The 7319-nt window shown below is 45.5% G+C and carries 6 protein-coding genes and 1 pseudogene; 1 reads left to right on the top strand and 6 read right to left on the bottom strand.

Going from position 1 to position 7319, the window contains the following annotated elements:
- Positions 1 to 851: pseudogene (locus QUA34_RS08965) on the top strand (dynamin family protein); the annotation flags it as partial.
- Positions 852 to 993: 142 nt separating this feature from the next.
- On the opposite strand, the gene QUA34_RS08960 reads toward QUA34_RS08965, so the two are convergent.
- The 6 genes from QUA34_RS08960 to QUA34_RS08935 form a co-directional block, all read right to left on the bottom strand.
- Positions 994 to 1605, bottom strand: coding sequence for a Uma2 family endonuclease (locus QUA34_RS08960; protein ID WP_333330613.1), 612 nt, complete (start codon positions 1603 to 1605; stop codon positions 994 to 996).
- 287 nt (positions 1606 to 1892) lie between these two features.
- Complete coding sequence (locus tag QUA34_RS08955) at positions 1893 to 2837, bottom strand: GDP-L-fucose synthase (RefSeq protein WP_333330611.1); 945 nt, start codon at positions 2835 to 2837, stop codon at positions 1893 to 1895.
- A 408-nt stretch (positions 2838 to 3245) separates the two neighbouring features.
- A complete protein-coding gene (gene gmd, locus QUA34_RS08950) occupies positions 3246 to 4277 on the bottom strand; it encodes a GDP-mannose 4,6-dehydratase (protein WP_333054667.1) in 1032 nt (343 codons plus the stop codon).
- A gap of 441 nt (positions 4278 to 4718) precedes the next feature.
- On the bottom strand, positions 4719 to 5450 hold the full coding sequence (locus QUA34_RS08945; protein ID WP_333076234.1) for a sugar transferase: 732 nt from the start codon (positions 5448 to 5450) through the stop codon (positions 4719 to 4721).
- A gap of 355 nt (positions 5451 to 5805) precedes the next feature.
- Entirely contained in the window at positions 5806 to 6972 is a 1167-nt protein-coding gene (locus QUA34_RS08940; RefSeq protein WP_333330606.1) for a glycosyltransferase, read from the bottom strand.
- Positions 6969 to 7265 carry a hypothetical protein gene (locus tag QUA34_RS08935; protein WP_333385788.1) on the bottom strand — a complete coding sequence of 99 codons (297 nt, stop codon included), beginning with the start codon at positions 7263 to 7265 and terminating at the stop codon, positions 6969 to 6971. The genes QUA34_RS08940 and QUA34_RS08935 overlap by 4 nt, the downstream gene beginning before the upstream one ends.
- Between the last annotated feature and the right edge of the window lie 54 nt (positions 7266 to 7319).

Below are 7319 nucleotides of genomic sequence, written 5' to 3'. Positions count from 1 at the left end.
GGCAGGTTTTTTTCCATAATTGTAATATTCCGCCCAGAATGTCACACTTGTCAATACCCTCTGACCTGAATCCTTACGATGTAGAGTTTATAGAACAAATGATTCGCCAGAGATACGACAAACAGAAAGAGGCTCAAGAATACGCTCCCGGTTATTTAGTCGATCTGCTGCAAAGTCATTTAGAAAATCGGATTAGTGTCAATTCTGAAAAACTCAAGGCTGAGATTGACACTTTTCTAGAAAAATACCCCGTGCCTAAACTTCCCAACAAAGATGGAATAGTAGTATCTATTCCCTTCGATACAAAAGGAGCTTTTCTTGGTGGGGTAGCAGGTTTAGGTACTTATGGTGCCTTAGCCGCTTGGGCAGCAGGCCTTGGCAATCTTGGCAGCTATATCTTAGTAGCGAAATTAGTCAGTCTTTTGTCAGCACTTGGTATTAGTATCGGTGGTGGCACGGCAACAGTAATTTCTTTCGTAGCTGCGATTGGTGGCCCAATAGTTCTAGGGATCGGTTTAGCTGCTGGACTGGCTTCTTTGGTGTGGAATTTTTTTGGGGAAGCTTGGCAGAAGCGGTTAGCAAAAGAAATTCACCAACAATTCAAAAAACAGGGTGTTGTTGATAAATTCTTAGGAGGAATCGACCAGTATTGGCAAGAGACAGCCACAGCCTTTGATAAAGGTGCCGACGCAGTTGAAGCAAAATGCAAACAGTATCTCAAGCATCTGCACGAAATTACTTCAACTGATACCCAGTCAAAAGAACGAATTGAACAGATTATCATAAATCTGGAGAAACTCAGGGTTTTTTTCGCCAACATTCCTTGGGATACCCAGGGAGAATGTTTGTAAAAAAAACCAGCGGTTCTCGTGGCAAACCACCGAAACCCAATAACACGACGTATTAAGTTTTAACTAGGCGATCGCCCTTTTTTTGATCACATCCCCAAGTGCGATCGCCCTTCCTGAACCGAGGTGCGATCGCACTTTCCATTTATCCCCTCGATCGCAGTTCATCAAATTCTGCTTCTGAATCTTCCTTGGTAAAAATTACATCCTCATAAATAGCATCAATACCTGTGCGAAAATCTACGCTAGCCAAGTGAATTTCGCTTCCTTGAGTATACGAATACAAAACCCACAAGCCTTCAGCATTACGGCGAAAACACTCTACCCGCTCACGTTTTTGGCTAATTAAAACATACTCTTGAAGGGTTTCTAATTCTTGATAGTCAGCAAACTTATCGCCCCGATCGAATCCTTCAGTACCATTTGACAACACCTCGACAATTAAACAAGGATATCTCTTAAAAGATTGAGATGATTTGTCCCGTTCATCGCACGTTACCATCACGTCGGGATAGTAGTAAATATTCTTAGATTCAATCCTAGCTTTCATGTCCGACATATAGACACGACACCCACTACCCCGAACATGATTTCTTAAAAGTGCAAATAAGTTGCCGGCAACTGTGACATGAGCATCGCTTGCACCAGCCATTGCATAGGTTTCGCCCTGTATATACTCGTGTTTGAGGGGACTGAGTTCTTCTAACTTGAGATACTCTTCGGGCGAGATATAATTGTGGGTGCGATCGGCAATCATGGGCTTTCTGTGAATTTCAGTTTTCGATGATTTCAGTCGAGGTATTTGTATTATAGCAGTTTTCACTCGGATGAAATACAGGACACAGCAGTATGGACACGGCACTGCTGCCGACTATTGTCAGTGAATTATCACCCAAATTTGTATAATTTCTTAGTACCAGAAGGGGGACGGGTTCCTATAGGATAGGTGGCAACCTCTGACTCTTATAAATGAGGTTTCTAACCCGCATTTAGTATTATTCATAAAAAAACCCCGGTTTCTTCAAGAAACCGGATTTTTCACACTTACGCGGCGTGTTGTCGATACCAATCAATCGTATTTTTCAACCCATCCTTAAACTGCACCTCCGCAACAAAACCAAACTTTTCCTTAGCCCTTGCCGTATCCAAACAGCGGCGCGGCTGACCGTTCGGTTTGTCTGTTTCCCAAACAATTTCTCCCTCAAAACCCATCAATTCGCAAATCGTTTCCACTAAATCGCGAATTTTAACTTCGCTATTCGTTCCCAAATTAACCGGGTCAGATTCACTGTAATCTTGCGTTGCCATCACAATTCCCCGCGCGGCATCTGTGGAATACAAAAACTCGCGGCTAGGGCTGCCGTCGCCCCAAACTGGCAGTGTTTTGTCTCCCCTTTCTTGGGCTTCGTAGACTTTGCGAATTAATGCGGGGATGACGTGGGAACTTTTCGGGTCAAAGTTATCTTCCGGGCCGTACAGATTGACTGGTAGCAAGTAGATACCGTTGAATCCGTACTGCTGGCGGTAGGATTGCAGTTGCACTAATAAGGCTTTTTTGGCAATTCCGTAAGGTGCATTAGTTACCTCTGGATAGCCGTTCCACAGGTCGTCTTCTTTGAAAGGAACTGGGGTTAAATTGGGATAAGCGCAAATCGTGCCGACGCAGACAAATTTTTCGACTCCTGCTTCGTAGGCGGCGTGGATTAGTTGCGCGCCCATCATCAAATTATCGTAAAATAATTCAGCGGGTTTGACTAGGTTTAAGCCGATGCCGCCGACGTGGGCGGCGAGGTGTATGATGATATCTTGTTTGTCGGCGGCGCGCTTGCAGTTTTCCATGACGCGGAGGTCGCAGTCGCGCGATCGAGTTACCGAAATTTTATCAGCATCGGCCCCTGCTTTCACTAGCTGGTCGATTACCTGACGGCCCAAGAAACCGGCGCCGCCCGTGACTAGAATGCGTTTGTTGCTTAAATCCAAGCTTGTCATAATTTTAGCCTCGGGATTTTGAATAAAGGTCGATCGACAATTTCAATTCTAAAATTGTTGCTTTAGCAAAAAAAGCTTTCAGCTACAAGATGAGGTTGCCCACAAATTTGTTTTAGCTGCACCCGATAGGGACAATTTGCGCCGTTCACACCCGAAAGTTAGATATAGGGGTCGCGATTCCTCAACTATCATTTTAATGTTTTTTTTAGCTCGCACAGCCGAAAATTTTGCGAGCAATTAAGCTGGTTCTTTGAATGCCGATCGCGCTACGCTAATACCTGTAACAATCCTCCGATCAGTTGTGAAGTGTGTGCAGGGGCTATCCCCCGGTGCGCGCCTTTCGCCAAAGGGGTAGACACCGGGCCCTACCCCGACAAATTGTTCGCACTGACGGCTTGGTTTAGCGACTTAATCAAATCCGTTGCCCGAACCTCGACCTTGCTCCTCTAAAGCTTTCATGTCAGCATCTACCATTAAATGTACTAACTCCTGAAAAGTTACAGAAGGTTCCCAATTTAATTGCTGGCGCGCCTTAGTCGAATCACCTATCAACAGTTCGACTTCTGCAGGCCGCAAGTAGCGTTCGTCAAACTCCACATATTTTTGCCAATCTAAATTGACGTAAGTAAAAGCCAAATCGAGAAATTCCTTAATAGAATGAGTCTCGTTGGTAGCAATGACATAATCGTCAGGTTTGTCTTGTTGCAGCATCAGCCACATCGCCCGCACGTAGTCTTTAGCATAGCCCCAGTCCCGCTTAGAATCGAGATTGCCCAAGTAAATCTTTTTCTGCTTGCCGGCGACTATTCTGGCCACGGCGCGAGTAATTTTGCGAGTTACAAAAGTTTCGCCACGGCGGGGAGATTCGTGATTGAACAAAATGCCGTTGCAGGCAAAAAGTCCGTAAGATTCGCGATAATTTATTGTTTGCCAGTGCCCGTAAACTTTGGCGCAGGCGTAAGGACTTCTGGGATAAAAAGGAGTTGTTTCCTTCTGCGGAACTTCCTGTACCAAACCAAACATTTCCGAAGAACCTGCTTGATAAAACCGCACTTCTATGCCGGTGCGGTGCTGATAGTCCCGAATTGCTTCTAGCAGCCGCAATACTCCCATCCCTACTGTGTCAACCGTATATTCCGGCGAGTCAAAACTGACTCGAACGTGAGATTGAGCGCCTAAGTTATAAATTTCTACCGGCTGAACTTCTTCCAATATCCGGCGGAGAGTAGTGCCGTCCGTCAAGTCGCCGTAGTGTAGAAACAGGCGCGCACCCTCGCTGTGAGGATCGACATAGATGTGGTCAATTCGATCGGTATTGAAACTAGAACTGCGCCGGATAATGCCGTGAACTTCATATCCTTTTTCTAACAGTAATTCGCTCAAGTAGGAGCCGTCTTGACCTGTAATACCTGTTATTAGCGCTCGCTTACGTTGCGTCATCTGATTTTCCTTTGACAGGCTGTGTTAATTCACAATAAATTTTTTGGCAGAGGCTGTTGCTCCCTGCCGTATTCTCAAACTGCTTTATAAAACTTACTCAAACTTCACTTTAGTTACCTAAAGCCAGTTGAAGTTTACTTCCTACGCTGTTGGGTAGTGGGCTATCCCAAGATAAGTAGGCTATCCCCCTTAAGCCAAAGGTTATAGAGTTAAGTTTAACACCTAAACCTAAAGTAGTCTATCTAGAAGAACTGATATTTCTAGATGAATAAGAGGTAGGTTTATTTAAGTATTTGCCCCTTTAGTTAAGCTCACAATTCTTCGATCGGCATCCAGGAACTGTTTAGTTTTGACAAAGAGTTTGTCGCTGGCTGTCAGTAGTCAGCATCAGTGGTCAGTAACAAATAAAACTAACTACCGATTGCTGACTGCGGACAAAAATTAGTATGCGCCGTTATTTTTGGGAAAAATCACAACTCCAATTGTTTTGAAAACAATCCACATATCCATCCAAAGGTTTTTGTCATTTGCGTAATAGAGGTCGATTTGGACTCGGCGGGGATAGGGAATGTCGTTGCGACCAGACACTTGCCACAAGCCTGTAATTCCAGGTCTTATGGTGAGAATTTTGTTGATGTGACTGCCGTATCTCGGCAGTTCTTCTTCAACTAAAGGTCTCGGTCCGACGACACTCATATCTCCTTTTAAAACATTCCAAAACTGGGGAAACTCGTCTAAACTGGTCATTCGTAAAAATCTTCCAATCCAGGTAATTCGAGGGTCTTGTTTCAGCTTGAAATTGTCCTCAAACTCTTGACGCAAATGCGGAGAATTTTCCATGATTTCTAGCAATATATCGTCCGCATTTTCCACCATCGTTCTGAATTTCAGGCAATAAAACCTTTTACGGTTTTTGCCTACTCGTTCCTGTACGTAAAAAATAGGACCGGGCGAGCTTAAGGCGATTAAGAAAGCCAAAAGCAGGTAAACCGGAGCAAACAGGATCAGAACCGATAAGGAAAACAGGATGTCAAATAACCGCTTGAAAAGTTCTCCGTCGAGGCTCTGTAGAGAACGACTTATGCGTCTATCTCCTTGCAGGACAGACCCAAAACCGCGTCTTGCGATCGCTCGAATTACCTTGCCGGAGATTAGTTGGCTGTCGGCAGTCATCTTACTCCTTCACTTCACACCACACACAGTCCTGATCATAAAGCCTCAAGACGCTTTGTTCTCTGAATTATGTTTCCAATACTCAATTTTCTGCCTTCAGAAGGCTTCAAAAGGCAGAAGGAAGAAGGAAGAGGGCTTCTGGCGGCAGAAGGAAGAAGGCACAAAGCACTTATGCAGAGGTCTTCTGAAGGCACTTATAGCCTTTCGAGCGAAAGATGAGGTACTATCCGGCATAGGGCATAGGGCATAGGTCATAGGTCATAGGGCATAGGGCATAGGGCATACCTCACTTTTTTGAGAACCGCTATATACAAAGGCAGAAGGAAGATTGTCCCGCTATCGGGATCTGGTACTCTCAAGCCCCAGACTGCGTAAAATCACGGGATTGAAATTCCTGATAGCAGCGTCCCACAAAAGCTAGATAGCGCTGCCCAAAGACTTCGGGGGCAAACTGTTCAGCACGCAACCTGCTGATTTCGGGCTGAAATTTGCCTTGCAACTGCTCAAATTCCTCGACAGCTTCGACTAATGCTGCTGCGGTTTGGAAGGAAAAAAATAAACCAGTCCCTGTCTCTGGGTGTTGGCGAATGTCGAGCACTGTCTCCAAAGCGCCCCCTGCTGCATAGGAAATTACCGGTGTTCCGCAAGCTTGAGCCTCTACCAAAGCTATGCCAAAATCTTCGCAAGCTGCATAGACAAAGGCTTTCGCCTCTGCCATATACTTTTCAACTATGGAGGCGGGTTGCCAGCCGAGCACTTGCACGTTGGGTTTGGCGATTTGCCGAATCATTTCTAATTCTGGCCCGGTGCCGATGACAATTAGAGTACGGCCGAGTTGATTGAATGCTTGGACGATCGCACTTACGTTTTTGTAACTTACCAACCGACAAACGGTGACGTAAAAGTCTTGTTTTTGCCGCATCAAGGAAAATCGCTCGATATTTACCGGCGGATAAATCACCTCGGCCCGCCGCCGATAGCATCGCCAAATTCGGCGCGCAGTGTGTTGAGAGTTGGCGATGAAATAATCAACGCGGTTGGCGGAAATTACGTCCCACTGCCGCAGTCGATGCAACAAATATCGCGTCAGCAGACCCTGGATGCCCCGTCCGGCTTTGCTGCTACGCAAATAGTCAAAAGTTAAGTCCCAAGCGTAGCGCATGGGCGTGTGGCAGTAGCAGACGTGCATTTGCTGGGGACTGCTGAGGATGCCTTTGGCAACGGCATGGGAAGAGGAGAGGATGATGTCGTATTCTCGCAGATCTAGTTGTTCGATCGCGATCGGCAGAAATGGCAGATATTTTTGCACGCCGCTGCGGGCCTTGGGAAAGTGCTGCAAAAATGTTGTGCCAATCTGTCGCCCGAAAAGATAGCTTTCGGGATTGGCTGATTCAAAGTCGATGAGGGCATAGACATCTGCCTCGTTTACGTATTTGAGAATTTCCTGTACTACGAGTTCTGAACCGCCAGTAGCTAAGGGCGTCAACCATTCGTGAACTAGGGCGTATTTGAGTTTTTTCACTTGTATTTGTAGCCGATCAAACGATTTGTTAGCGCCAGTGCTGTCAATATTAATCTTACTGAGGGATAACTTACGCAATATCCAGCCATCAACCAGGTTTCTAGGTAGGTATCTTTAAACTGAGATGTTGCACCATTCTCAATTACTTGTTTAGGAAGAGGCAAGATACCTGTTTCACAAAGAGTGAATTTTCTTGTGGAACAGGCCGAAAAGCCTGTTAAGCGAGAATGATGCAAAAGGTGAGTCAAACCAAGGATTTTGGGAATAAACGGGGTTTTTGTCAAATCAGCCACAGCAAAACAGGACTCTCCGGCAGTGATTTCCCCAATTGTTGACAAGAAATACTA

Origin of the sequence: Microcoleus sp. POL10_C6, from assembly GCF_036701585.1 — a bacterium.
Classification (GTDB): domain Bacteria; phylum Cyanobacteriota; class Cyanobacteriia; order Cyanobacteriales; family Microcoleaceae; genus Microcoleus.
The sequence above is the reverse complement of the archived record's forward strand: the minus strand, read 5'-3'. Positions and strand labels throughout refer to the sequence as shown.